This is a genomic window from Paenibacillus sp. FSL L8-0644, assembly GCF_038008165.1.
Classification (GTDB): domain Bacteria; phylum Bacillota; class Bacilli; order Paenibacillales; family Paenibacillaceae; genus Paenibacillus; species Paenibacillus polymyxa_D.
In genome coordinates this window covers 2,288,740-2,313,763 of the sequence record NZ_JBBOYN010000001.1, presented here as the reverse complement: position 1 = coordinate 2,313,763, position 25,024 = coordinate 2,288,740, and the positions used below count along the sequence as shown (strand labels likewise).

At 45.1% G+C, this 25,024-nt stretch carries 23 protein-coding genes; all 23 read right to left on the bottom strand.

What is annotated here, in order from left to right:
- Positions 1-209: 209 nt before the first annotated feature.
- The 23 genes from pduL to NSS94_RS10530 all read right to left on the bottom strand — a co-directional run bounded on the left by pduL (position 210) and on the right by NSS94_RS10530 (position 24,688).
- The gene (gene pduL / locus NSS94_RS10640; protein WP_013309962.1) at positions 210-782 is read right to left on the bottom strand and encodes a phosphate propanoyltransferase; all 573 of its coding nucleotides are present in this window, start codon (positions 780-782) and stop codon (positions 210-212) included.
- Positions 783-924: 142 nt separating this feature from the next.
- Positions 925-2,013, bottom strand: coding sequence for a low temperature requirement protein A (locus NSS94_RS10635; protein WP_029517044.1), 1,089 nt, complete (start codon positions 2,011-2,013; stop codon positions 925-927).
- A 177-nt stretch (positions 2,014-2,190) separates the two neighbouring features.
- On the bottom strand, positions 2,191-3,258 hold the full coding sequence (locus NSS94_RS10630) for a dipeptidase (RefSeq protein WP_340955236.1): 1,068 nt from the start codon (positions 3,256-3,258) through the stop codon (positions 2,191-2,193).
- Positions 3,259-3,380: 122 nt separating this feature from the next.
- Positions 3,381-3,641: a stage V sporulation protein S gene (locus tag NSS94_RS10625; protein WP_007430104.1), complete on the bottom strand. Its 261-nt coding sequence runs from the start codon at positions 3,639-3,641 to the stop codon at positions 3,381-3,383.
- A 129-nt stretch (positions 3,642-3,770) separates the two neighbouring features.
- Complete coding sequence (locus NSS94_RS10620; protein ID WP_013309959.1) at positions 3,771-4,565, bottom strand: TIGR00282 family metallophosphoesterase; 795 nt, start codon at positions 4,563-4,565, stop codon at positions 3,771-3,773.
- 77 nt (positions 4,566-4,642) lie between these two features.
- Complete coding sequence (gene rny, locus NSS94_RS10615) at positions 4,643-6,187, bottom strand: ribonuclease Y (protein WP_013309958.1); 1,545 nt, start codon at positions 6,185-6,187, stop codon at positions 4,643-4,645.
- Between the two features lie 374 nt (positions 6,188-6,561).
- Entirely contained in the window at positions 6,562-7,311 is a 750-nt protein-coding gene (locus NSS94_RS10610; protein WP_069011415.1) for a regulatory protein RecX, read from the bottom strand.
- Between the two features lie 195 nt (positions 7,312-7,506).
- Complete coding sequence (gene recA, locus NSS94_RS10605; protein WP_023988239.1) at positions 7,507-8,568, bottom strand: recombinase RecA; 1,062 nt, start codon at positions 8,566-8,568, stop codon at positions 7,507-7,509.
- A gap of 241 nt (positions 8,569-8,809) precedes the next feature.
- The gene (locus tag NSS94_RS10600) at positions 8,810-10,078 is read right to left on the bottom strand and encodes a competence/damage-inducible protein A (RefSeq protein ID WP_029517041.1); all 1,269 of its coding nucleotides are present in this window, start codon (positions 10,076-10,078) and stop codon (positions 8,810-8,812) included.
- A gap of 95 nt (positions 10,079-10,173) precedes the next feature.
- Positions 10,174-10,761, bottom strand: a complete 588-nt coding sequence (pgsA, locus tag NSS94_RS10595) for a CDP-diacylglycerol--glycerol-3-phosphate 3-phosphatidyltransferase (RefSeq protein WP_013309954.1) — start codon at positions 10,759-10,761, stop codon at positions 10,174-10,176.
- Between the two features lie 209 nt (positions 10,762-10,970).
- A complete protein-coding gene (locus NSS94_RS10590) occupies positions 10,971-11,462 on the bottom strand; it encodes a YajQ family cyclic di-GMP-binding protein (protein WP_013309953.1) in 492 nt (163 codons plus the stop codon).
- A gap of 144 nt (positions 11,463-11,606) precedes the next feature.
- Positions 11,607-11,771: a hypothetical protein gene (locus tag NSS94_RS10585; protein WP_023988236.1), complete on the bottom strand. Its 165-nt coding sequence runs from the start codon at positions 11,769-11,771 to the stop codon at positions 11,607-11,609.
- An 84-nt stretch (positions 11,772-11,855) separates the two neighbouring features.
- Positions 11,856-12,968 carry a helix-turn-helix domain-containing protein gene (locus NSS94_RS10580; RefSeq protein ID WP_318626648.1) on the bottom strand — a complete coding sequence of 371 codons (1,113 nt, stop codon included), beginning with the start codon at positions 12,966-12,968 and terminating at the stop codon, positions 11,856-11,858.
- A gap of 30 nt (positions 12,969-12,998) precedes the next feature.
- Complete coding sequence (locus NSS94_RS10575) at positions 12,999-13,772, bottom strand: DUF3388 domain-containing protein (RefSeq protein WP_013370747.1); 774 nt, start codon at positions 13,770-13,772, stop codon at positions 12,999-13,001.
- A 227-nt stretch (positions 13,773-13,999) separates the two neighbouring features.
- Positions 14,000-14,254 carry a DUF3243 domain-containing protein gene (locus NSS94_RS10570; protein WP_013309950.1) on the bottom strand — a complete coding sequence of 85 codons (255 nt, stop codon included), beginning with the start codon at positions 14,252-14,254 and terminating at the stop codon, positions 14,000-14,002.
- Positions 14,255-14,356: 102 nt separating this feature from the next.
- Entirely contained in the window at positions 14,357-15,124 is a 768-nt protein-coding gene (ymfI, locus tag NSS94_RS10565; RefSeq protein WP_069011413.1) for an elongation factor P 5-aminopentanone reductase, read from the bottom strand.
- A 20-nt stretch (positions 15,125-15,144) separates the two neighbouring features.
- Complete coding sequence (gene yfmH / locus NSS94_RS10560) at positions 15,145-16,425, bottom strand: EF-P 5-aminopentanol modification-associated protein YfmH (protein ID WP_039273585.1); 1,281 nt, start codon at positions 16,423-16,425, stop codon at positions 15,145-15,147.
- Positions 16,426-16,427: 2 nt separating this feature from the next.
- The gene (gene yfmF, locus NSS94_RS10555; protein ID WP_029517037.1) at positions 16,428-17,708 is read right to left on the bottom strand and encodes an EF-P 5-aminopentanol modification-associated protein YfmF; all 1,281 of its coding nucleotides are present in this window, start codon (positions 17,706-17,708) and stop codon (positions 16,428-16,430) included.
- Positions 17,709-17,868: 160 nt separating this feature from the next.
- Positions 17,869-18,720 carry a spore cortex-lytic enzyme gene (sleB, locus tag NSS94_RS10550; RefSeq protein WP_069011412.1) on the bottom strand — a complete coding sequence of 284 codons (852 nt, stop codon included), beginning with the start codon at positions 18,718-18,720 and terminating at the stop codon, positions 17,869-17,871.
- A 225-nt stretch (positions 18,721-18,945) separates the two neighbouring features.
- On the bottom strand, positions 18,946-21,618 hold the full coding sequence (locus tag NSS94_RS10545; RefSeq protein ID WP_341039260.1) for an FtsK/SpoIIIE family DNA translocase: 2,673 nt from the start codon (positions 21,616-21,618) through the stop codon (positions 18,946-18,948).
- A gap of 103 nt (positions 21,619-21,721) precedes the next feature.
- Positions 21,722-21,934: a YlzJ-like family protein gene (locus NSS94_RS10540; protein ID WP_023988229.1), complete on the bottom strand. Its 213-nt coding sequence runs from the start codon at positions 21,932-21,934 to the stop codon at positions 21,722-21,724.
- Positions 21,931-22,779: a ClpP family protease gene (locus NSS94_RS10535; RefSeq protein ID WP_029517034.1), complete on the bottom strand. Its 849-nt coding sequence runs from the start codon at positions 22,777-22,779 to the stop codon at positions 21,931-21,933. The genes NSS94_RS10540 and NSS94_RS10535 overlap by 4 nt, the downstream gene beginning before the upstream one ends.
- Positions 22,780-23,008: 229 nt before the next feature.
- On the bottom strand, positions 23,009-24,688 hold the full coding sequence (locus NSS94_RS10530; RefSeq protein ID WP_013309942.1) for a ribonuclease J: 1,680 nt from the start codon (positions 24,686-24,688) through the stop codon (positions 23,009-23,011).
- Positions 24,689-25,024 lie beyond the last annotated feature (336 nt).

Here is a 25,024-nt window from a genome sequence, read left to right as displayed (position 1 = left end):
AAAAACCTTTAAAAAAGGCATTACACTAAATTATAGCATGATTTATAGGCCATCGCCATAGATCAACCGCAGATACCATTGAGTGCAAAGTGAACTCATGTTCTTTTTGTACATAAGTGAAGTATTTGTGAATTATATAGTATGTAAAAAGCCCGATTCTTTTGCAAGAATCGGACTCTTTAAGCCTTCCGGCATTTAAATCGTGTATATTAGTCTACGATTTCAGCGTTGTCACCGTTTTTCACACCGGCACCGTTCGCTTCATCTGTATCAATGTGCATATCCAAAGCAAAAGAATCGGACACACGTGCAAGAACATTTTCAAATACAAGACCACGTTCGCCGCCAACACGTACTTTCAGCAACTGCTTGTCCTTAATGTCCCATTTAGCTGCATCAGATGTATGGAAATGAATATGGCGGGCTGCTACAATCACGCCTTCTTGCAGTTCCACTTCACCAGCTGGTCCTTTTACTGTGATTCCTGGTGTACCATCAATGCTACCCGATTCGCGTACAGGTGCTTTTACACCAATAGCAAAGGAATCAGTGCGAGAAATTTCCAACTGGGAAGCGGGACGAGCAGGTCCCAAAATGCGAACCTTATCAAATTGACCCTTAGAACCAATTACAGCTACCGTTTCATTTGCGGCAAATTGTCCTGGTTGGGACAAAGGTTTAAATTCGGTTAATTGATAGCCTGCTCCGAACAAAATTTCAATATGCTCTTGAGTCAGGTGAATATGACGGGCGGAAACGCCGACAGGTACGATTTTACTCATCGTGTGGTCACTCCTTTTTCTCTATACAATACTTTACACATCCATGCTATTATACTCCTATTTTGCCAAGAAAGAAAAGAAGAGCGTATAAAGTTCCCTTTTTCGCCCCAATCATCGTTAAATATCATCCCTATAAATCAGATCAAATCGTCGTTTTAGCGAACAGGAGAAAGAAAAGCATGATTTCAGCTACAATGAGATGAGGGGGGACGACAATAAATATATTAAGGATAAACAGGACACAGAGTATTCCAGTTAAGAAAAAAATGACTCTGAGACGGGGTTTAAGATGACTTAATCTGTACTGATGAAATACCAGTAAAACCGACAAAAAGTAAATAAAAACAGAAGCAAAGGTAAAGCAAAGCACAAAGATATAGTCTACTTGTCCCAAAAACAAGAGCTGAATCGAAGCAGCTAGCATGCTAAGGGAAAGATAAATAAACAAATGACCATAAATAATAGTCTGTCCTGCTGATTGTTTTGATTTATCTACGCGCTTCTCCATATTCTCAAAATATTGCCACCAGATTGCGATGACTAATATAAAAGCCAAAGCGGCAAATACAACGGAAGAAACCGTAAAATGATCGGATTGTAAAACAGAAAGCATACTTATCACAGATTCGCCAAGCAGAATTAAGGTGAACTGTGCAAATCGTTCTAAAAGATGCTCCGTATGGATTGGTGTGATCACCAACTTTTTACGACCAATCAAAGGAACGAGGATATCAACAGCTATACCGGTATATAAAATCAAATATCGAACCCAAGAGTCAAAGAAAAGGGAGAAACTAGAGATGACTATTCCAATCCAAAAATAGGTTCCGAAAAAACGAGCTGTTTCCTGTTTATGAGCCGTTTCTTTGGGCGCCGAAAGTAAATATTGAACGACAGTTAAACCTCTTAACCCAATATAGCCAACAAAAAAAGATACATAATACGCATCAAAATCTATATTCAAACTGGCAGTCATGATTAACACGAAAAACAATTGCAGGATCATAAAGATTCGATGCGTTATACTGTCTTGACCAAAACGGTTGTTGTAGACAGTTTGCCCCACCCAAGCCCACCATATCGGGATAAAAATCATAATGAACTTCTCCATATGTTCCCACGAGATACTACCATGCTCAACATGTAGTAAAACATGAGTGGCCTTAGAGACAGCAGCTACGAATAGTAAGTCATAAAAGAGTTCAAGCCAGGTAACCTTTTTTATTAACATTGTGTAATGGAGCCCCCTCTGGTATAGCGGTGCAGCATGGTGCACCATCAGTCTCGCTCCATTGTCTGCCGTATTTCTGCAAATATTATTTAAAATCTAAGATACTTCTCATTATTTCGTAATCGTTCTCGCTTTGTCAAGAGTGTTCGCAGCCAAAACATCCCCTTAAATAGCTATTTAAGAAGACATTTTAGAAGGCAGATTCGTTTGCAGGTATTCCAGGGCATGACCTCCCAGCCATCCTTTGACTAGCTCCTCAGGGTAATGCTTCAGCAGCAGTTCTGCAAAAGCCGGATATTTCCCCGAGTGTTCCAAGCCTTGCACATGGTGCTCGATACCGTCAAAATCAGAGCCAAACATCAAATGCCTTTCGCCCCCTAATGAACAAATATGCTCAATATGCGGTAGCAGATCCTCAGCAGTTACTGTATCCTGCTCTTTGAGAAACATGGTGACGAAGGTCAAACCAATCCGTCCGTTACGGGCGATCAGTGCACGAATCTGTTCATCCCGCAGATTACGAGGATGAGCACATCTCGCAAAGACATTCGAATGCGAGGCGATGGGCGGTAGAGTAGCCTCCTCCAGCACCTCCCAGAAGCCCTGTACGGACAGATGCGACACATCTAACAGCAGTCCCAGGTCATTACAGCGATTGACCAAATCGCGCCCCTTGCTAGTCAGCCCGCCACCTCTATGTTCCATAATGCCGTCAGCTGCCCAGTTCGCATAATTCCATGTCAGCCCAATCAATCGTATTCCCATGGCATAGCATAATTCTGCATAAAAAGGGTTCCCTTCCAGCGCATCTACCCCCTCCAGTGAGAGCAAAGCCCAAGGTGCCCATGTATGATCCGTCCCATTACCATCCAAATACGTTATCTTTTCCGTGCGCTTCTCTTCTCCTTCCCGCTTTACTTGCTCTTCCTGATGCACTACGGACGCATTTTTCCACATTGCCAAGTCTTCCTTCCACAGCAATGGTCTCAACCCACCGGAGATAGAGGTAACATGCTGCCTGAACAGCTCAATTTGACGTACCACATGTTCAAATCTTGGTGTGCCTAATACCTGTGAAATATATATAGCAAACGTTTGCAACTGCACGTTACCTTCTAGCAAACGTTCTTTTGTGACATCAAGCGATGGATGACTGAAATCGATCTGCGCATCGAGCTGCATTTTACATAACACATCACAATGAAAGTCAACAACTGGCCAATTCACTTTTAGCTTATCATTCATGTATCTTACCTCCATTTATAGATTGAAGCACCACAAATTTATTTTAAAAATCATAGTAACAGACTCACAATGCAAAAAAGCCCGTTTACAAATCGTAAACAGGCTCAGGCAACTTACATTTATTATCTTGGCTCTACAATCAATTTGATCGCAGTCCGATCTTCTCCATCAATAACAATGTCTGTAAAAGCAGGAATACAAATCAAATCCACTCCGCTTGGTGCGACAAATCCCCGGGCAATGGCTACCGCTTTAATGGCTTGGTTTAGTGCACCCGCTCCAATCGCCTGTAATTCTGCATTTCCGCGTTCACGCAGTACTCCTGCGAGTGCGCCTGCAACTGAATTAGGATTGGATTTTGCTGATACTTTTAATACATCCATAGTAAGTACCTCCCCTGGGAATGATGATGGTTTGATTCCACTATTAGATGTTATTCGAGGGTCAGCAAAAAATTCCTGCTTTTTGGTGACAGTTTTCCTTATTCTTTCCTTAAGCAGCTTACAAAAAAGTTAATCCATCCGCCATTCATCTTCTTTGAGTCTGATTTTCTGAATTTTGCGGGCTTTTCCATCGTTATCATTCAGCTCTACGCTGATGGCATGGAAATGCCATTTGCCCATGTCCACTTGAAAACGCACCGGAAGCTGGGTCTGGAATTTCTGTAACACAGCCTCTTTCTGCATTCCAAGCACTCCCTCATAAGGACCTACCATTCCCGCATCTGTCTGATACGCAGTTCCTTGTGGCAAAATTGTATCGTCATTGCTCTGTACATGTGTGTGCGTACCTACCACGATTGAAGCACGTCCATCCAAATGCCAACCCATAGCGATTTTTTCCGAGGTTGCTTCGGCGTGAAAATCAACTAGGATATGTTTATGTTTTTTGCGCAACTCATCGACAATTTCATCTGCTGCACGGAATGGATCGTCAATAGCTGGCAAAAAGGTTCTACCTTGCAGATTAACAATAGCCAGCTCCTTACCTCCACCCTTTACAACGGTATAACCTCGGCCCGGTGTTCCTGGTGGAAAGTTAGCCGGGCGAATGATCCGTGGCTCATCATCTATAAAATCAAATATTTCCTTATTGTCCCAAGTATGATTTCCCATCGTAATCCCATGGACGCCCCAATCAAAAAACTCTCTGGCGATAGCAGGGGTTATGCCTCTTCCCGAAGCTGCATTTTCTCCGTTCACGATAATAACATGCGGATTGTATTTTGATTTGAGCGAAGGAAGATTTTCCCTCAGTGCCTTTCTGCCTACACTGCCGACGATGTCTCCAATAAATAATACGTTGATAGAAAGCCCTCCCTAGTCTGCCTTACATAAATGAAAAGTGGCCCTACAAACAGTGGCCACTTTTCATTGAAATGCTTTTATTTTGCGTATTCTACCGCACGGGTCTCGCGAATAACAGTAACTTTGATATGTCCCGGATAGTCCAGTTCATTCTCAATCGTTTTCGTAATATCGCGGGCCAGTCGGAATGCTTCCGCATCATCAATTTTCTCTGGCTGTACCATGACACGAACTTCGCGTCCGGCTTGAATCGCGTATGATTTTTCAACGCCTTCAAAAGATTCGGAGATGCGTTCCAGCTTCTCAAGACGACGGATGTACGTCTCTAGCGTTTCACGCCGCGCTCCCGGTCTTGCTGCTGATAGAGCATCTGCCGCCCCAACCAGCATGGCGATCACTGAAGTCGCTTCGCAGTCGCCGTGATGTGAAGCAATGCTGTTGATGACGACCGGGTGTTCCTTGTACTTCTTCGCCAGTTCCACGCCAATTTCAACGTGCGATCCTTCCACTTCGTGATCCAGCGCCTTCCCGATGTCATGCAGCAATCCTGCCCGTCTTGCCAGTACAACGTCTTCGCCCAGTTCCCCGGCCATTAGACCTGTCAAGTATGCAACTTCCATCGAGTGCTTTAATACGTTCTGTCCGTAACTCGTACGGAACTTAAGACGTCCCAAGATCTTGATCAAATCCGGATGTAAGCTATGCACGCCCACCTCAAAGGTGGCCTGCTCACCATATTCACGGATTCGTTCGTCCACCTCTTTACGGGATTTTTCCACCATCTCTTCAATACGAGCCGGATGTATCCGTCCGTCCGCTACGAGCTTTTCAAGCGCAGTACGCGCAATCTCTCTACGAATCGGATCAAATCCGGACAAAATAACAGCTTCCGGCGTATCATCAATAATGAGGTCAATTCCTGTAAGGGTTTCAAGTGCACGGATATTACGGCCTTCGCGCCCGATAATCCGGCCTTTCATTTCTTCGTTCGGCAATGTGACGACAGAAACCGTCGTTTCTGCTACATGATCTGCCGCACAGCGTTGGATGGCCAGTGTGATGATTTCACGAGACTTTTTGTCCGCTTCTTCTTTGGCCTGCTGTTCAATTTCTTTAATCATCTGAGCTGTTTCATGACGAACTTCCTGCTCTACGTTGGTCAGAATAATACTTCTTGCATCCTCCATCGTCAGATTGGAAATACGCTCCAACTCAGTTACCTGACTCTTGTAAATCAAATCAATTTGCTGCTGGGTTTCATCGATTCGTTTCTCTTTGTTGGCCACCTGTTCTTCTTTGCGTTCCAGCGATTCCAATTTTTTATCCAGCGATTCTTCTTTTTGCAGCAATCTTCGTTCCTGTCGTTGAATTTCATTGCGACGTTCACGAGTTTCTTTTTCAGCTTCGGCACGGATGCGGTGAATTTCATCTTTCGCTTCCAATACCGTTTCCTTCTTCAGCGCTTCTGCCTCTTTTTTCGCGTTCTCCACGATTTGCGCGGCAGCTTCTTCCGCACTGGAGATCTTAGCTTCTGCAATAGATTTGCGAATAAAATAACCAATCCCGAACCCAAAGAATAACGCGGCTACAGCAACGAGAACGAACCAGATCGCAGTCATCATACTGTTCACCTCCCCGTTGGTTCCTCCAAGGCATTCCTTGGGACTTTTTGCAATTGTCACATTTACTTTGATCGTCAAACTAAGATAACGACACAAGGTCGTTTCATTTCATATGCACATGCTTTCACATGTACAATTCCGCCTGGCATAGCGGCATCACTTGTTATTTGGCGATGAGAACTCACCGGTGGATTCCGCTTTTTTGGAAGGAAAAAGGGCGTTCCACAAGTATCGTTTCATATATATTTTATTATTTGACAAATGGCATTGTCAAGGGAATGCAAACATTAGTAGAGTACCATGCAGCTTTCCATGTAATAACTAGCTCATCCTATCCGTTCATACTAGCCCAAGGTTCAGCAGCCGTTTGGCAATTATTCCTCCCACTGCAACAATTCCTCGTCATCTGAAGCAGCGTCATGCTCGGCCGCAGTGAGATGATTGACCACTCGGCGTGTCATATCCCCCGAATATCCGCGTCTCATGAGAAAAGGGTAGGTTTTCCTTTTTTTCTCCATTATATCACCACGTACCTGATTCCATTTCTTACGTCCGATCGTCAAAGCACTCTCCCACTCCTCATTATCGGTGATTTCACCTAACGCTTCCCCAATAGAGGCTTTAGAGATGCCTTTCTGACGGAGTTCTTGCCTAACCCACATCTTCCCCTTACGTTGGCTAGTTATACGCTGCCTTGCCCATTGGCGGGCGTACAAATCATCATCCACGAGTTGCTCCCTTTCCAGTCGGACCATTACTTCGTCAATAACAGACTGATCCAGTTCTTTTTGCACCAAACGCTGGGCAATTTCCTGACGTGTGCGAGGCTTTCGCCCCAAATATCGAAGCGCGAGTACATAGGCCTGTTGCTTTTCATCTGCCAGAACAATATCTTCCAGTTCTTTTTTGACGAATGACGTTCCTTTGAACATATTGTACTTGATCATTACATCTTCTAATACAGACAATGAATACGGGCCAAAATGAATGATATAGCGTCCACGTTTGCGTCCCTGTCCCTGCTCTACCCTAGTAATCATCAATTCCTCATGATCCGGAAAAAGAGAAATCTCTTGTTGCTTATTTGCTTCCGCAGAATATTCATCTTCATCGTCCAACTGCAATATGTTTCCCTCACTTTGAAATTCACGAAAGCAGTCTTTGGACAACTGCTACGCAAAAGTTAGATTCCGCTGACAAAGCAGCTTTAATTGATGCAAAAATGCCCTGCACAACTGTGCAGGGCATCAGAATCATGCTATTCAACCGGATTGTGCCATAACCCTGGCTCCAGTTCACAAATCAGGATTCACCAAGCTTTATTCAAGCTCCAACAATTCCTGTTCTTCCTTGGCTTGCTGTGCCAACTCTTCTTCTGTAGGCGGAGCAACCGTCGTAATCAAATTGCTTGCCACCCGAATTTTTTGCTCGATCGTACTAGCAATGTTCGGATTTTCCTTCAAAAATTGCTTCGCATTCTCACGTCCCTGACCAAGGCGCTCACCTTCGTAGGAATACCAAGCTCCACTCTTGTCGACAATGTCATGCTCCGTACCGATATCGATCAAGCTACCTTCTTTGGAAATGCCCTCACCGTACATAATGTCCACTTCAGCCTGACGGAATGGAGGGGCAACTTTATTCTTCACGACTTTAATACGTGTGCGGTTACCCACAATGTCGTTACCCATTTTCAAACTTTCAATACGACGAACATCCAAACGTACCGTAGAGTAAAACTTCAAGGCACGTCCACCTGGTGTTGTTTCAGGGTTACCGAACATAACACCTACTTTTTCACGTAGCTGGTTAATAAAAATAGCAATAGTTTTCGATTTGTTAATGGCTCCAGACAGCTTACGCAATGCCTGCGACATCAGACGTGCTTGAAGACCGACATGGGAATCTCCCATTTCGCCTTCAATCTCTGCCTTCGGCACAAGTGCCGCTACGGAGTCAACAACTACAATGTCTACTGCTCCACTACGTACAAGGGCTTCGGCAATCTCAAGCGCCTGCTCTCCTGTATCTGGTTGCGATAGTAACAACTCATCAATATTGACACCCAGCTTGCTTGCATACGACGGATCAAGCGCATGCTCGGCGTCGATAAAGGCGGCTTGTCCGCCTGTTTTTTGCACCTCTGCGATAGCGTGAAGAGCTACTGTCGTTTTACCGGATGATTCCGGTCCGTATATTTCAATAACCCGGCCTCTTGGAAAGCCGCCCGTTCCTAACGCAATATCCAAAGCAATCGAACCACTGGGGATCGTTTCCACTTGCATGTGGGTAGACTCACCCAACTTCATAATGGAACCTTTACCAAATTGCTTTTCTATTTGACGGAGCGCCATATCCAGCGCAGCACGACGATCTGACAATAAACTCACATCCTTCATTGTTTGTACTTTAATAATACCTTGTTTTGACACGCTTGCCAAGCATTTTTTCGAACATACATTCGTTTTTTTATTCACACAGCTCTCTTCTGTAATTACACCTGTCTCTTAAAACAAAAAAAGAACCGCTGGCAAAAGGCTTTGCAACGGTTCTTCCGATAAGGTGATTATATCATGAATATCTATCTAAAACAACTCTACGACCCACACTGTACATAGATGATTAAGAGAGTTTCTCGTTCTCTACCAGCCTGCGCCACAATCTGTACAGAATCGCTTTGACTGATCGCAGTCGGATTGTTTCGCGGTTACCACTCAGTCTCAGTTCATGTACTTCCGTTTCCTTGTCGCGTTCAGCAATGCCAATATACACTAGACCGACTGGCTTACGTTCGGAATACCCAGGTCCGGCTACACCAGTAACTGAAAGTCCAAAATCGCTGTCCATGATCATTCTCGCCTGCTCTGCAAGCACAAGGGCCACTTCCTTACTCACTGCACCTGGCGCTTGATCCCCCTCTAAATAATCACAAGGCACGTTGAGTAATTTCATCTTCATTTCATTGGAATAGCACACGATGCCACCTTGAAACATAGTAGCACTGCCAGGTATAGAAGTGAGGTGTTCCATCAGCAGTCCACCTGTACAGCTTTCTGCCGCACTCACAGTGAGTCCGCGATTGGCCATTAGATCTACGATAACCTTCTCCAGCGTAACATCTTCGCTTGCATACATAAATTCCGAAAGACGCTGCTGAATTTCTACTTCCGTAGCCGTCAGCTTAATCAATGCTTCACTTTCGCTGGCCGCCTTGGTGGATATACGGATCGTGACTTCCCCTTCCTTGGCATAAGGAGCAATCGTGGGGTCTGTCTGGGATTGGATCAGATCTAACAAACGGGTTTCAAGAGCTGACTCACCAATCCCTGCAAATTTTAGCATTTTTGAATAAATTGGCATTTCCTCACCGCTCAATGCCTGCTGAAGCAACCAAGGTTTGGCCTGGTTTGCAAACATCGGTTTGAGTTCCTTAGGAGGTCCAGGCAAAACTACATAAAATTTACCATCCTGTGCAATTGCGTCGCCCACAGCTAGCCCTGTCTCATTTTCAAGCGGAGTAGCACCTTCAATAGAAAGCGCCTGCCGGCGGTTATTTTCGGTCATTTCTACCCCACGGTTACGAAAAAATTGATCTAGCTTGTCCATTGCAAGACGATCTATGTGCAATTTTCGCCCCAATACAGACGCTATCGCATCTTTCGTCAAATCATCCTGGGTCGGTCCCAGACCGCCAGAAAATAAAATAATATCCGCACGCTTCTGAGCAATTCTTATGGCTTCCTGAAGCCGATCTATGTTATCGCCAACCACAGTCTGAAAATATACATCGATTCCAATTGTAGCCAACTCTTGTGACAAATATTGAGCATTTGTATTCACTATTTGTCCGAGCAATAACTCTGTTCCTACCGCAATTATTTCAGCTTTCATCAATTCTTCCTCCTGTACTGCGAATATGATGGGAATTATATAAAGAAACAGCAATAAGTTTAGTCCCTATTGCTGTTTCCATAAAATTTATACTGTTAAACCTTGGAGGAGCTCAGCAAATGGATATTTTTCACGAAATAATCAATACCCGAATAAATGGTGATCAACACCGCTGCCCATATCGCTATTAAATCAAACGGTATACCAAGAAAAACAAACGGGAAATTATTAATGAGCAGCGCTACTATAGCAACAATCTGAATGATCGTCTTTAATTTGCCCCAATTGCTTGCAGCAACCACAGACCCATCCAGCAAGGCAATCTGACGCAGCCCCGTAACCGCAAACTCACGGCTAACAATCACAACAACAATCCACGAATCAATTTTCCCCATTTCTACCAAGGAAACCAAAATGGCGGTTACCAAAAGCTTATCAGCAAGGGGGTCCAACAGCTTGCCCAAATTGGTGACCATATTATTTTTACGTGCCAAATACCCGTCAAGACCGTCCGTGCTGGCTGCTACAAGGAAAATGATAGCCGCAATCAGCTGATTATACGGCAGCTTGAAAGCTCCGATCTCAATCGGTGGCGGATAAAAATCAAAGTCCACCAGCAAAGCCAGCATCATCACCGGGATAAGGCAAATCCGCGTTATTGTAATTCTGTTGGGTAAATTCACAACACACTCTCCCCTGATTATCGTACTTGATTACAAATGGCAGTTTTCGGATTAAATTCAACCCTATGTAAATCGCTTTCGGCGAGCGCTATACACCTGAATTGTCTGCATTTTCGTTACAAGTATAATATGGCGCAAAACGCATGTCAAAATAACCTGCCGCACATCAAGCAACGTTTTTCCTGCAAAATATATGAGGGAAAACGTCTTTATTTCATGTTTGTAAATTGAAGCTCCAATGGCAAATCAGCTTTACGTAGCAATTGAATGATCGCCTGTAAATCATCCCTGTTTTTCCCGGTCACCCGGATTTGATCACCTTGAATCTGACTTTTAACTTTTAGCTTGGAGTCCCGAATAAGAATGTTAATTTTCTTGGCATTATCCTGATCAATTCCCTGCTTCAGCGAAAGACGCTGACGCACTGAACCTAGAGAAGCGGGTTCCAATTTGCCATACTCCACATTTTTGAGGGACAGACCTCGTTTAGCCATTTTAGACTGCAAAATATCAATCACCGCATTCAGCTTGTATTCGTCTTCCGATGCAATCGTAAGAGCTTCTTTCTCAAGCTTGAGGCTACTTTTGCTATCCTTGAAATCAAATCGTGTTTCAATTTCACGCTCCGTCTGATGAACCGCATTTGTTAACTCCTGCATATCCATTTTGGAGACGATATCAAATGAATTTTCTGAAGCCATCGTTTCACTTTCCTTTCCACAACAAAGTTCAATATCTAATTATAGGCTAGTCATTTACAAAAATCCAATAATCGGTTGACTAAAAAGGCGTTCTTGCCAGTTTTCCTGACAAAAACGCCTTTATTTCATTTAGGGTCAAAATATCTAATTATGGCTTCGTGTTGGAGTTCGGAACATATCCAAAAGTCCAAGCACAATGTGAGCAAGACCAAAGCCCAGTATGCCATAGCCCCATGCATTCGGTGTCAGATAATAGCCCAGTAAACTGACAATTATACCGAGCCCAGTCACAATCCAGCTGACGGTCATAACGTATACACCTCACTTTGCGGAAAATGAAATGACTGCCTTTCCAGGAATTACAGTCATTAGTATTTCCTCGCACCAAGGCGTTTATTCACCATTAGTAGTTGTAGAATCTGTACCACTTTGTGCTGAATCCGTACTGCTACCTGTCGTAGAATCTGCAGGTAAACCCGTCACCCCTGCACTCGTTCCGGTCGAAGAGGCTTCTCCTTGCTGTATCAGTACACGAGTAGTCGATTTATTATCTGTTATCGGTTGACCTGCTACGGAAATATCTGTGGCAGAAGACCGCCCTGATTTGATATATAAACCTTCTGGACCAATATCGAAAGACATGGCATCTCCACTTTTAGTCATACCATAACTCAGCTTTTCTCCACGGGAATTTTCTCCCTTGTACACTTCAAGCCAGCTTTCACCCGTAGCTTTAATATCAACCTTGGCTGTGGCTCCCGTTGCACTGGAAACTTTAAAAATCGTCGTCTTGCCTTGCTTGCCGTCCTGTGCCACAGTTACACCTTGTTGTGGAGTAGTCGTATCCGGCTGTTGTCCAGTATTTGGAGTAGTAGCATCCGTATTCCCCGTACCATTTGGCTGAGTTTGCCCGGTTTGCCCCGCACCAGGAGTCTGCCCACCAGCACCATTTGGAGCCGTCGTTTGACCATTGTTCGGCTGTGTCGTAGTGGTATCAGGAGTAGACGTGTTTGGTGTTGTACTCGGTGTTGTACTTGGTGTTGTACTTGGTGTTGTACTTGGTGTTGTACTTGGTGTAGTAATCGGTGTTGTGTTTTCTGCTGTTTTTGGAGTTGAATGGTTGTTGCTCACCCAATAAGCATAAATAACCCCAACAATGAGAACTAGAAAAAGCCACATTAACGCTGTAGGCAACCATTTAAGATTACCAATCGTGGCGGGACGGCTGGAGCGTTTCTGTGTAACAGGCTCCATGACTGCTTCCGGTTCAGGTTCAGGCACATTGCTTTGATGCCCTTCCAGAATCTCATCAGGATTCAACCCGACCGTTTCAGCATATGTTTTAATAAAAGCTCTGACATAAAAGCTTCCCGGCAGCACTTTGTAATCGCCCGTCTCAATGGCTTCCAGATAACGTTTGCGTATCTTCGTCATTTCCTGAACATCGTCAAGGCTCAATCCTTTTTGCAGCCGGGCCTCCTTTAATTGCTGACCCAGTTCTGACATGTCATCATCTCCTTGTGTAATTACGCTTATTTAAAGATCTTCTGTATAACTGGCTGTAAAGGTATCATAAATAATTTCCTCAGCCGGATTATTGCGAAGTTCAATAATGATATTGAAATCGTCAAAGCTGTATCCCGACTCACGTACAAATACATCAGGATGCTCAATCACTTTAGTACTTGGCATGCTCATAATTTCCTGAAGCAGGTGATAATGTCTTTCATTTGACCGAATTGTACTCACAATACCATCAATAATAAACACATTGTTTGGGTTCATTTCTTCTTCAGAGAGCTGACTGCGTACCGTCTGTCTTAGTAGCGTCGAAGATACAAAAGTCCAACGCTTCATTGCGCATACACTACTGGCAATAATGGATTCCGTTTTGCCCACACGTGGCATCCCGCGAAGACCGATCACCTGATTGCCGTCCCTCTTTAATACTTCACCCAAAAAATCGACCAGCAACCCAAGCTCATCGCGTGTAAAGCGAAATGTTTTACGATCATCCGAATCCCGATCGATGTAACGGCCATGTCTTACTGCCAATATATCAACCAGTCTCGGAGCACGTAAGGCCGTGACTGTAATGTTGCTCGCTTTTTTTAACGTGTCTCCGAGAATACGTATCTTCTCATCATCGTCTGTTTCAAGCAACATTCCCCGTCTTTCACCTTCAACACCGTTGATCGTCAGTATATTAACCCCCAGAATACCAAGCATGGAAGCAATGTCTCCCAGCAGTCCGGGTCGATTTTTATGTATCTTGTACTCCATGTACCACTGTTTCGTTTCTTCCGTCACGTTAGCACCTCATTCACATTCAAACCGTCAACAACTCCAAATCAAAGCATTATTGTATCATAAAATAACATCTTTCGACAAAACCAATTATTGAAATTTGATAGGCTGCATTGTGTTGTAAGCCTCAATCACGTTTATGATATATAAATTACAAGGGAATTACAAGAACAGCTCTGTAACCATTACAGAAAAGCCCCCAAAAGGGAGCTTTTCATGTTGGTTCTTACTTATGCGTTGCTCTTGGCCAATTTAACCATTAGCCGGGCGATGGTGTGACGCTCGTCCTCATCGGCAACTCCCCACAGTTCTTTCAATGCGCGGTTGGAGTGGTTGGCTGGATCGACCTTCTCATCCAGAAAATCACCGATTTCATAAGCAAGCTCTGAAATGGTATCTTGGCTGATTCCCAGCTTCTCCGCTTGCTCTACACGCTGACCGAGGAACTTTTTCCAAACATCAAAATTCTGAACAACTGTTGACATACTTAAATCCTCCTTAGATGATTCAGATTTAAAATCAACAGTTGTAATATGCTCTTCTCAGACGCTTACTATACTGGTGGATTCCTCCAAGCGCTATTTCCCTTAAGTCACCCATCCTCCGTTAGGACTTATGACCTGGCCATTAATATAACCTGACTCAGGAAGCGCAAGAAAATAAACCAGGGATGATATCTCATCAGGTCGAGCCAATCGTCCGGCAGGAATTTCTTCTTCCAAACTGGTAATTTCGCCTTCATCTAAATGATCCAGCATCGACGTATTCACTGCACCTGGAGCTACTGCATTCACTGTCACCCCGGAAGGTGCTACTTCTTGAGCCAGCGCTTTAGTGAAAGCGTTAATGCCTCCCTTCGTGGTGGAATACAACACCTCGCACGAAGCCCCACATATCCCCCACACGGAGGAAACATTCACAATGCGGCCATAGCGTTGGGAAATCATATGTGGCATAAAAACCTGCGTACACAGAAAGGTTCCCTTAACATTGACTGCCATCACTTCGTCCCATTCCTCTTCCGAAACATCTGTCAACAGCCCATAATGAGATAATCCGGCGTTGTTCACAAGAATATCCGGCTTCATCCCGTGATTATCCAGCTTTTCCCGCATGCGTTCGATCTGCTCCTTGCTCCGCAGATCCGCAGACACGGTCATTACCTTGCCTGAATAAACCATGCAACGACGGGCAACTTCATTTGCTTTTTCATGGGACTTCATGTAGTGAATGACCACATTCATCCCTACAGCTGCAAAACGCTCAGCAATAGCCGCACCAATTCCGCCACTCGCTCCTGTAATCAGCACAGTTGTATCGCCAATCGCTTTTAATTCTCCGCCCTCAGTGGTCATCGTTTCCCTCTCCCTGGACATTACGGACTCACCACTAGTGATATTGCGAGTTGATCCCACTGGATATGGTCTTTCAGACGGCGATTTACATCCTCAAGCGTAATACTTTCATAAATCGGAAGCAGTTGGAAAAAATCACTGCCCCGGAAGCGATGTCTTGTAAATTCATGCGCAATATTTTCTGGTGAATTGAGTGTACGCAGATAACCACCGATTTTCTTTTTGCGTGCCCGTTCAAAATGTTCTGCTGCGAAGCCCTGCTTCTGGATGGACTCCACCTCTTCACGTATTCTCGCCAACAGCCGATCCGGGTCTTTGGTATCTCCACCGATTGCGGAAAATGCATATTGCTGCGTACTATTGTACTCATGGCCAAAACTGTCCGAAATCAGATCCTCATCGTAGAGCTTTTGATACAGTTGTGTACTGGAACCAAATAGGAGATCAAGCATCAGCTTGGTTTCCAGATCATGACGAAGCAATTCTTCACCCGTTAAGCCTACTTCAGCCTCCTTGAATCCAAACAGTAGCTTTGGCAGAGAAACGGCCAGCTTCACCTCACGACGTGGTTCTGCAACTGTAGTGGGTTCATCGTCGAAAATCCGCTCAATCTCTCCCTGCGGCTTATAGTCCTTTTTGGCCTGATTGTTACGTACCAGCTCTATTACTTCAGCTGGATCCACTCCTCCCACTACAAAAAGAATCATATTGCTTGGGTGGTAGAAAGCTTCATAGCAACTGTACAGCGTTTCCTTTGTAATCGTACTGATGGATTGAATCGTACCTGCGATATCAATATGCACCGGATGGACCTTGTACAACGCCTCGATCAGACCAAAGTAACTCCGCCAATCGGGGTTATCTTCATACATATTGATTTCCTGGCCAATAATGCCTTTTTCCTTCTCTACATTTTCATCTGTAAAGTAAGGATGTTGAACAAAATTGACCAGCGTGGTCAAATTTTCTTGAATACGCTCAGTTGCCGAAAACAGATATACGGTTTGATCAAAGCTCGTAAATGCGTTCGCCGATGCACCATTAGAGGAAAAGGTAGCAAAAATATCTCCTTCAGGCTCTTCAAACATTTTATGCTCCAAAAAATGGGCTATGCCATCCGGCACCTTTACGGGCTGTTGACCTTCTACGCGGAAATGATTATCAACCGAGCCGTATTTAGTCGCAAATGTGGCGTACGTCTTCTGAAAACCCGGTTTGGGCAACACATAAACGTGTAAGCCGTTATCCATTACTTCATAGTACAGCGTTTCCTGCAAATGCTCATAAGGTATATGCTCCACCGTTATTCCCCTTTCTGGTCTCTCAAGAAATAAATAGTGTCCAGTCGGAACGTCCGGGCGGCATCCTGAACATCCTGCACCTTGACTGCCTCCACCTGACTCAGCAGCTCATCTACCGTCCGCTCTTTACCGGAAAGCTGTCTGTTAAAATCATAGGCGATCATCTCAAAAGCGGAATCCTGCATCTCCTTCAGCAAGTTGCGAATCATCGCCTGCGTTTGGGTCATTTCCAGCTCAGTAATCGCTCCGTTTTGCGTATCTTCCAGTTGCTTGCGGATAATAGTAACCGCTTTTTCATAATTAGGAATTTCAATACCAGATTGAATCGTACCAATCCCTTTATGCCCGTCATATCGCGATGAAGCGTAATACGCCAAACTTTCCTTTTCCCTTACATTAACGAACAGCTTTGAATGCGGATACCCGCCCAGAATGCCATTGTACATCAGAGCGGATGCATAGCGATCGTCACCATACGTAATAGGGGTCCGCAATCCCATGTTGAGCTTGCCCTGGTTCACATCAAGACGCTCTACAACAGTTTGAACATCACGCTCTACCGACTTGGGCTGTTCCGGAACATACCCTGCTTCCGCTGAACGGTTCAATTGAAAATAGCGATCAACAAACTTCTCAACTTCTTCTAGCGTCGTATCTCCCACAACGTATAAATCCATGCTGGCATGATTCAGCCATTCTCCATAAGCCTCATACAAGCTCTGTGCATCTATACTGTCCAGATCAGATCGTTGACCAAGAGGGTGCAGACGATAAGGCTCATCTTTGCACATTTCCTCCATGCAGCGCTCACCAGCATAACGTATTTTATCGTTAACTATAGATTCCAGCTTCTTGCGCACATTTTCTCGTTCCTGCTGAACGTATCCAGTTTGAAATGCATCATTTTCCAATGCAGGCTTCGTCAGCACTTCTCCAAGGAAAGCAAACGAACGATCCAGCAAACTATCCGGACTGTTTACAAAGCTGTCATTAATCGTATCCATGCGAAATTGCACGATCTGATAATCTCCACGTTTATACACATCGAATCCGAAACCTGCGCCATACAATTGCTCTAACTGTTCTCTGAATTGTGTAGTCTGCGGATACGATTCTGTACCCCGGCGCAGAACGAAAGGTACCAGCCCCACTCGAGTTACGGTTTCCTCCCGTAGCGGAGTGCCTACATACAATGATATAGCAAACGTCTTAAAGCGCTTGGTTGGCAGTACATGAATCCTCAGTTGTCTGCGTGTGCCACGCTCGAAACCTGTTTTGTTCAAGTCCAAAACTCCTTTGTGACGTCAATTGGCGTCTAGCCTTTGATTAGCATTAGCTGCTGTAAATCGTCCTCCTGTAAAGAGGTAAAGTGTACCAATCTTTATTCTAACCATGCAAAAGCCAAGAAGCAACCGGAGACAAGCTCCCGGCTGCTTCGGCGTTTTACATGCAAAAAATATGTTCCCCGATGGTTTTCACCTGCGGACGGGTCCAAATCCATTTGGAGGTGGCTGTTTTTGGATTAAAATAATAGAGACATCCTCCGCTTGGGTCCCAGCCGTTCAGCGCCTGTCGTACTGCCTTCTGTGCAGTTTCATTCGGCGTAAGCCAGATTTGTCCGTCTGCTACAGCTGTAAAGGCCCCCGGCTGGAAAACCACCCCAGATGGTGTATTTGGAAAACTAGGTGATTTAACCCTGTTCAAAATAACCGCCGCCACGGCAACCTGCCCTTCAAAGGGCTCGCCACGGGATTCACCGTAGACCGCATTAGCCAAAATCTTAAGATCGTTTGCAGATAGTCCCATGGTGTTGGCCGATCCCATTGTTTCATCATTTTGATCCGCTTTATCATTATTGTCCGCTGTGTGTCCCTGAGCGGAACCTTGATTGTTACGATGCATAGGAGTTTCCGTTGGCTTCCAGTTAGGGGTAGCATTCACCAGCTTTAATTTCGTCTTTGCTCCGACCACTCCATCGGGACGGATACCAAATTCCTTTTGAAAACCTTTAACAGCTTTTAGTGTACTGCTGCCAAAATGGCTGTCCACTTTCCCGCCAAAAAAGCCCAGCAACTTCAAACGTGATTGCAACTCATATACATCCTGACCGTAAGATCCAAAATCAACCGTTCCCGAGCTGAATGTCGGCTCGGATGGTTGCGCCGCTTGTACTTTCTGCTGTGTGCTGAGCGACTCTGCTTGCTGCTGTGCAGAGTCATTTTTAAAAAGTCCTGTGTACGTAATAGCCGAGGCTGCGAGGATACCCGTGCAAATCCAGACCATTGTCTTTTTCATATGCTGCGCTCTACCTTTCTTTTGTGGGATTAACAGGATGGCTACGTTTATTATGACAAGCTCCGCTTAAAGCTATTCACCCTTTTAATCTTCTTTCAGCAGGTAGTCGCCACACCTCAAAAATACATCACAAAAAACGCTGTTTGTGCACTTGCAGTTGTCATTTTAGAACAACTACCTTGCGAACGAACAGCGTTTTAATGTAGTGCTGGATAGAGATAATGCTTAGGAACTAACTTTATTTTGCTGATATTGCTCCATTGAGATAAGAACCTCACGGGGCTTGCTGCCCTCGTAAGGGCCGATGACTCCGCGAGCTTCCATGGAGTCAATCAGTCGAGCAGCACGTGTATAACCGATCCGCATACGGCGCTGAAGGAGCGAAACGGAAGCTTGTTTAGCCTCTAAAATGATGTTGACAGCCTGATCGTACAGCTCATCCAGCATTTCATCTGCATCAGTCGATACCTCTTCCACCTCCGGCACTAGCGTCTCATCATACTGCGCTTCACCCTGTTCACGTACATAGTTAACAATATTTTCGACTTCTTGATCGCTCATGAACGCTCCCTGAACGCGGACTGGTTTAGAAGCACCCATTGGCATGAACAGCATATCACCACGTCCGAGCAGCTTCTCGGCTCCACCCATATCCAATATAGTACGGGAATCTACCTGCGAGGAAACGCCGAAGGCAATACGTGAAGGAATATTAGCTTTAATTACCCCGGTAATTACGTCAACCGAAGGTCTTTGCGTTGCAATGATAAGGTGGATGCCTGCTGCGCGCGCCATTTGGGCAAGTCGTGCAATCGCATCCTCCACATCTCCCGCAGCTACCATCATTAAATCTGCCAACTCGTCCACAATAACGACGATGTAAGGCAGAAATGCATCCGGGTTATCTTTCATCAAATTATTGTATCCCTCAATATTACGGGTTCCTGATTTGGAAAATAACTCATACCTTTTTTCCATTTCAACTACAATTTTCTTCAATGCAAGTGAGGCACGCTTTGGATCAGTCACGACTGGAGCCAACAAATGTGGGATTCCGTTGTACACGTTCAACTCCACCATTTTAGGATCGACCATCAAAAATTTGACCTCATCCGGCTTTGCTTTGTACAAAATACTCGTGATGATCCCATTGATACACACTGATTTACCCGAACCTGTTGCCCCAGCTACAAGCAGATGGGGCATCTTGGCCAAATTACCGACAATCGTCTGTCCTGCAATATCACGTCCGAATGCAATAGACAAGCTGGAAGCTGACTCCTGGAAAACGGTTGTCTCCATTACCTCACGCATCGTTACAATGGAAACTTCATTATTCGGAACCTCAATTCCGATAGCAGATTTGCCAGGAATTGGAGCCTCCATACGGATATCTTTGGCAGCAAGCGCAAGCGCAATGTCATCCGTCAGACTCACAATACGGCTGACCTTCACTCCAATGTCCGGCTGAATTTCATAACGTGTTACGGCAGGGCCACGGACAACCTCCAGCACCTTCGCCCGCACACCGAAGCTTTCCAGCGTTGCTTCCAGTTTGCGTGCCGTTTGCATATAATCCTTTTGTCCCATACCTTTGCCTGCATTTTGTGGTTTAGCAAGCAAACGAAACGATGGTAGCTTGTACGGTTTAGGCGGCGGCGGAGCCGGGATAGCTGTATGGGTACCTTCAACCTCTTCGCCTGCCACCCCAGTTGCAATCGTCTGAGCTTGTCCCTGAGCACCTTCTAATGTCCCCTGAATCGTAGTCGAATCATCCATATCCTTATTCGCATTGGCACCCACAAAGTCATCATCCAGGGGTTCGTCAATAATGGAAGTCGTCTGCTCTGCCCCTGTCAGGGACTCTCCAAATTCAGCTTCCGTTCTTCTTTCCTCATGCTTTACTTGTTCGAAGAAATCCCTAATAATCGGCGACCTTTTTACCGGAATTGCAGCTTCCTGCTCAGCGTGTTCGACTACGTCAGACAGCTCTTCACTCTGGTTGCCATTTCTCCACTGGGCCTGCGCGTCCTCAGCTTCATATGGAAAATCATGATCATCCTCATCGACGGAATGCTCTTCCTTGTCCGCTTTATCTGAATTCTTAAGACCAAACAACTGAAAGAAAATCGGTTGTTTGCGTGCAGGAGGCTGCATTTCGTCAAAGTCATCATCCATGTCTTCCTCATAGGCAGGAATCGGCTCAGACTTGATCTTTCTATTTCCATTACCTTTGCTAGATGCCGAAAGCGGAGTAGCTTTACCAGTCCATTTTTTGCGCACACTTCCCCCAGCTGCTAGCAGCTTGGTTTTTACAATCCGCACCAAATCCACATAGGACAGTTGGGTCATCAGCATGAAACAAATGACGAACATAACAATCATGATCAGTTTAGCTCCCGTGAGACCAAACAGCCACAACAGAACAGTAAGCTGCAACGCGCCTACGTAACCCCCGCTGATATCCTTGTTCAGCATTGAGGAATGGCCCTGCTGATCAGGCGACAGCAACTGCTCGCGCATATCTATATGTATCTGGGTCATCACTCCGCCCGGCTGAAGCGCGTTGATCGGCCCCAAACGCTGCTCCATAGATGAAATAGAACTCATAAGTGTAAAGGCAAATACCAACAGGAGCAAACCCGTTTTACGCGAGTTCCACTGGTTCGGCCACTTGCGGTGAATCATCACCATCAGACCATAATAAATGCCAATCAGAGGGATAACAAAATAGAATTTCCCCAATACGAGCCCAAACATCTTGGATAGCGACCGACCAACTGCCGCTTCACCCGACAACGCAATGACCGCTAATGTAATCAGCACAATGCCGTAAATTTCAAATTTTAGAACTCCGCCAAATGCGGCTTTCTTTTTTCTTTTTCTTCTTCTGGACATACAAGGTCACCCCCCAGAAGAATATTATACCACGTCACCCGGTATCCGCACATATGTTCTTTTTCAGCAATAAATGACCGATTTCTATACTATTCGACACCTTCTACGACCATTCGATGACTTGACCGGGTCCATAACGCGGATTCAGGTAGGCTTCCAGCGGGCAGTCCAACAACCGTACAATGATCCCCCGACGACTTTCAAGCGGCTGTACCTGCATAAGTAGACCGTCTACTCGAACCTCTGCAAGCTCCTCAGCCTCTTTCCACATCCCTTGCCACACCATTTCCATTGGCATTACAGTATATAATGTCATTGAGATAGCTCCCCGCTATGCTCCCCTGACAGTGTCTCTGTAGGAGTTCCTGTAGCACTGGGAATAAAAGGAGCATACGGAGCCTGCTGTTGGATCCCAGCGTTCCCGTTTTGCTGACGCCGCGTTTCAATAATGGTGTTCAGCTGTTTTAAAGCCTCTCCGATCCCTCCAACCGCGTCCATCAATCCATACTTCACTGCATCGGCTCCCCCAACCGCTGTACCAATATCGCGGTTTAACTCACCGGTTTTAAACATCAATTCCTTAAACTGCTCTTCTGTAATACGAGAATGAGAAACGACAAAGCGTACGACACGCTCCTGCATTTTTTCCATATATTCAAAAGTCTGTGGGACTCCAATGACCAGTCCGCTCATACGAATAGGATGAATGGTCATCGTCGCACTCTCCGCAATGTAGGAATAAGTGGAAGACACAGCAATCGGCACACCGATGCTGTGCCCCCCGCCTATCACAATGGTCACCGTTGGTTTACTCATCGATGCGATCATTTCAGCAATAGCCAGTCCTGCCTCTACATCACCACCAACTGTATTCAGCAAAATCATTAATCCTTCGATACGAGGATTTTGTTCTGCCGCTACCAGTTGGGGAATAATGTGCTCATATTTTGTCGTTTTGTTTTGAGGCGGTAAAATGAGATGCCCTTCAATCTGACCGATAATCGTCATGCAAAAAATATTGGACTCGCCTCCAGGCATGGAGGTTTGACCCAGTTGCTGCAAAGCCTCCATAGCAGGTAACGCGGGTCTTTGCCCAATTTCTGGTTGATCTGGCGTTTCCGTTTCCTCGTTGCCAGATGATAGATTGCTGTATTGTTCCATATGGGTGATCTTCCTTTCGCTTTACGCATCTATATGACCCGTAGTCACCCTATAGTATGGGATGTAAATGGAATATTTTATACCTACCCCCATGCTTTTCCTTGCCCCGAAAAATCAAAAAAGCCTCTCCTTCCGCGGAAACCGTCCAATATTTCCTGCGGGAAGAGAGGCGACTGTGTGCCTGTGACTTAAGTTTTTAATTCAGGTTTTTGAACAAATTTCAATTGAATCACACTTCCATTATAATTGGCAGGATCATCGGTCTGCGACGAGTTTGCTCATACAAGAAGCGACCCAGTGCATCCTTGACATTTGTCTTGAGGGAAGCCCATTCATTTACATTTTCACTCATGAGCTTATGCAGGGTACTTGAGACAATACGATTCGCTTCATCAAGCAAACCTTCCGATTCACGGACATAAACGAAACCGCGGGAAATGATATCTGGACCCGATTTAATCGTTCCGTCTTGCTTACTCAGCGTGACAACCACCACCAAAATACCGTCCTGTGACAGCAATTTACGGTCGCGCAATACGATATTTCCTACATCCCCTACGCCTAGTCCATCGATCAGTACGTTACCTGCTGTAACTTTACCAGCTCTGCGTGCTCCGCCATTCTGAATTTCAATGACTTCACCGATATCCGTGATGAAGATATTTTCAGGCTCAATACCTACGCCTTCAGCAAGAAGGGCGTGACGACGTTGCATTCTGAACTCACCATGAATTGGCAAGAAGAACTTTGGTTTCATCAGATTCAGCATCAGCTTAAGTTCTTCCTGGCTTCCGTGTCCAGAAACGTGAATACCTGGATTAGCTGCGCTGTAATATACATTGGCACCCAGACGGAACAGTTCATCAATTGTGCGTCCAACGTATTTTTCATTACCCGGTACCGGAGTAGCTGCAATGATGACTGAATCCCCTGGAAGAATGTCAACCTTTCGATGTGTGGAACGAGCCATTCTTGTCAAAGCGGACATCGGTTCGCCCTGACTGCCTGTGCAGAGAATAACTACACGGTCCGCTGACATTTTGCCAACTTCTTCAGGCTCAATCAGCATTCCATCCGGAATTTCCAAATAGCCCAAGTCCGAAGCAATGCCTACGACATTAACCATGCTTCGACCAATAACTGTTACTTTACGTCCCGTTGCTTCAGCAGCATTAATTACCTGCTGAATACGATGTACGTTAGAAGCAAAAGTGGCTACGACCACACGCTGTCTCGACTTGCGGAAAATGTCTTCCAGCACAATACCAACGCTCTTTTCCGAAGGTGTAAAGCCCGGTTTCTCGGCATTCGTACTGTCTGACAAAAGAGCCAGTACGCCACGTGTGCCAATTTCAGCCATACGCTGCAAATCTGCATATTGTCCGTTCACCGGAGTATGGTCAAATTTGAAGTCACCAGTATGAACAACAGCGCCTTCAGGAGTATCAATACATACACCTACAGAATCCGGAATACTATGGTTGGTTCTGAAGAAGGTTGCTTTTAGTGTGGAACCCAGCTTGATTTCGGAATCAGCATTGATCAAAATACGTTTGGTTTCACCAAGCAGATTCGCTTCCTTCAGCTTGTTTTCCACCAATCCCAGCGTCAATTTGGTACCATATACTGGTACATTCAAATGTTTCAACACGTAAGGCAAACCGCCGATATGGTCCTCGTGACCATGAGTCAGCACAATGCCTCTTACTTTGTCGCGGTTCTCTGTAAGGTAGGAAATATCAGGAATAACGATATCAATGCCCAGCATGTCCTCTTCCGGGAATTTCAGACCGGAATCCACCACGACAATGTCATTGCCGTATTGAACGACATACATATTTTTCCCGATTTCACCGACGCCGCCCAAAGCGAAAATCATCAATTTATCGTTGTTTGTTTTTTTAGACAAATGAATCTAAACCTCCTATGGTAGTTGGACGTCGTACCTTGATTTGTTATTTAATTTTCAAAAAAATACCGCACCCAGTCACTTGACCCCATTATACATGATTAAAATACGAAAAAACAAGTCATCCTGTTCGTTACGCTAGGTTTCCCATTGCCGTCTCAAACCATTAGTATCTGTCATTTTATCTATATGCATGGTTAAAAGCACAGCAAAAAGGACGTCCTATAAGAACGTCCTTCATGCTGGAGGACCTTGTCAGACAATAAACTCTATCGGTTTTGTACCTACCGACTGCCCTTAACAAGGTTACTCCTTAGTATTAATTAATATCCTACA